Source organism: Methylophaga sp. UBA1464 (genome assembly GCF_002325665.1).
In the GTDB taxonomy this organism is placed as follows: domain Bacteria; phylum Pseudomonadota; class Gammaproteobacteria; order Nitrosococcales; family Methylophagaceae; genus Methylophaga.
Genome location: NZ_DCSO01000002.1, coordinates 425 through 2,978, shown reverse-complemented (window position 1 = coordinate 2,978; position 2,554 = coordinate 425). Strand labels below are relative to the sequence as shown.

Genomic DNA, 2,554 nt, shown 5'->3' with positions numbered 1-2,554 from the left:
CTACTACTTTAACTGGCAACTGCATATCGATCCGATGTTGCAACAGCCATTTATTCCCACTCATGAAAACATGGCTTCTTTGCGTCTGTATTCAGACATGCCAAAGCATGAGCTAGCCAGTAATTTACGTTCGGCTTTTTCCGGTATTGTCGCCGGTAATGTCAAAGCCTTTGGTATTCGTGAAGTGGCCAAACATGGTCCGTATGTTATTAACGGTGAACCGGAACTGCTACGCGCCATTGATGATCTGTTACGCAAATTTGTCCGCGAAAAACGTATGAAACTGGGGCAGGACGAAAATGCCTACAAACCTTGTTATAAGCTGCTGGATTAACCCAGCAGTTTAGTCCTCGTCATGCAGGTGAAATACTTTATTCATCACCTGCCATTTGCCATCAATTTTTAACAAATTGAAAAAATCGGTAAAACGATGACCGGTCCAGTTATCTGACTCCAAACGTACACTGGCGGCATTACCGACCACATCAATATGCGTAATCGTTGATTTCATCTCTTTGGCCGGACCATTTTCATCATTCCAGTCATACAAACCCTGAATGGGGCCGGCAAATAAATCCGGACCAACATAACCGTAGATGGTGGCATCCTGATGGAAAGCCGGTTTCATCAGCTCACCACGGCCCGAAACGGCACCATCAATATAGTGCTGTATCAGCTTGGTAATGGCAGCGTAATCACTGATTGAAGTCGCGGTATTAGACATAGAAATCTCCTTGCTGTGTATGGATAAAGCCAACATAACATAAATATTTCGGGGAAATTTCCCGCGATAAAACACCCAAAACTGTTATCTGGAAATGATTTTAAGCTGCATCACATAAATCAATTCACAGGCATTGGCACCGGTATCCTCACGGCTGAGCGAGCTGCGCCAGCGCCAGCCATCCTCAGCATGCACATTGACCAGATAGCCCTGAAGCGTAATCAATTGTCCAGCTCGTATCTGCTTCAGCGTTCTGGCTATTTCATCGTTAGCCGGGATCAAATGCATATTGGCACTTTGCGTTTCAATATGACGGCGCGGGATTGGAAACGAGTCAACCTGCCAGAAATACCAGCGGCCGGATTGGCGGATGTTGATCTGTTTCACCACCTGCGGATCTGCCATATCTTTCCATCCTAATACCAAATCAGTAGGGGATAAATCCGCTTCACGGCCTAAGTAATAATCTTCCCGTGCCAACACACGGGCTTCCAGATGAAATTCCGCCACAGGCTGGATAAGATATTGATCAAAAGGTATTGAAGCTATGTCAGATACTTCAGTTTGCCGAGGCGTGTTTTCAACAACTCTGTTGGGCTCAACAAACTCTGTCTCAGCCGACGAACAATGACGCCAGCCGAAAAAAACTACTATTAAAATTAACAGCCAGCGCCACATAACGATGTTCAGCTAATCATCTATTCGAAAACGCCTGGCCGCCAGGAATACTAACAACAACACCGGCACTCCCATGAATGCCGTCAGCAAAAAGAACTGTTCATAGCCGATACTTTCCACCATGGTCCCGGAATAACCGCCAAGTATTTTCGGCAGCAAGGTCATCAGCGAACTGAAAATAGCGTATTGCACGGCGGTAAACGAGATATTGGTCAGGCTGGACAAAAACGCAATAAATGCTGCACTCGCCAGGCCACCCGACAGGTTGTCGGCGGAAATCACGATATACAACATCACAATATCGTTGCCCATTTGTGCCAGCAACATAAACAACAGATTAGTCAGAGCGGATAACACTGCTCCTAAAAACAGAATGCGCATTACCCCGAAACGCAGTGCCAGAATCCCACCGAGGAAACCGCCGACAATGGTCATAAACAAACCAAAGGTTTTTACCACCGTGGCAATTTCCGGTTTGGTAAAGCCCATATCCTGATAAAAAATATTGGCAACAACACCCAGCACGATATCGGAGATCCGATACAGACCAATCAATAGCAGCAATAACAACGCCATCGACAGACCATAACGTTTAAAGAAATCCTGTACTGGCTCAACATAGCTGCGATGCACAATACTCTTCTGTACCCATCCCATTAAAATTAACACTCTGGCAATAATCACCGCCACCAGGGTTGCCAGCACTAACCGCACCAATTCAACACCCACTGCAGCCAATGGACCATTATGGACCCAACTGAGCATCTGTAATCGTGCTTGCACCGCCCAATCACCTGTCAGGTAAAAACAGCCGATAAAACCACTAATCGACAAGGCAAAAGTCAGCATCAAACCCAGATAATCCCGCTTTCGATCATCATGAATTTTTTTATTCACTTCGGGTTCAGGGCTTAACAGCGTTGTTGCTACACCAATCAACATCAATGCCGCCATAATCAAATAGCTTTGTCGCCAGGCCAGATAATCATATTCACCCATTTCCGAGCCAAAATAACTGGCCAGCATCAACGCGCCCGCTCCGGCCATTAACATACCGATTCGATAACCGGCGATATAACTGGCGGACATTAACGCCTGTAAACGCGTATCGGCAGATTCAATACGATAAGCATCAATCACCACATCCTGCGT

The 2,554-nt window shown here is 46.1% G+C and carries 4 protein-coding genes; 1 reads left to right on the top strand and 3 read right to left on the bottom strand.

What is annotated here, in order from left to right; genetic code table 11:
* A partial coding sequence (locus B3O33_RS00175; protein WP_292362692.1) for a pyrimidine/purine nucleotide monophosphate nucleosidase domain-containing protein occupies positions 1-334 on the top strand: 334 nt, incomplete at its 5' end.
* Positions 335-343: 9 nt separating this feature from the next.
* Here B3O33_RS00175 and B3O33_RS00170 read toward each other — a convergent pair.
* The 3 genes from B3O33_RS00170 to B3O33_RS00160 all read right to left on the bottom strand — a co-directional run.
* Complete coding sequence (locus tag B3O33_RS00170; RefSeq protein WP_292360547.1) at positions 344-724, bottom strand: nuclear transport factor 2 family protein; 381 nt, start codon at positions 722-724, stop codon at positions 344-346.
* Between the two features lie 84 nt (positions 725-808).
* Positions 809-1,207 (bottom strand): hypothetical protein, encoded by a 399-nt coding sequence (locus B3O33_RS00165; RefSeq protein ID WP_292360549.1) that lies wholly within the window; start codon positions 1,205-1,207, stop codon positions 809-811.
* A 207-nt stretch (positions 1,208-1,414) separates the two neighbouring features.
* A partial coding sequence (locus tag B3O33_RS00160; protein WP_292362691.1) for an AmpG family muropeptide MFS transporter occupies positions 1,415-2,554 on the bottom strand: 1,140 nt, incomplete at its 5' end.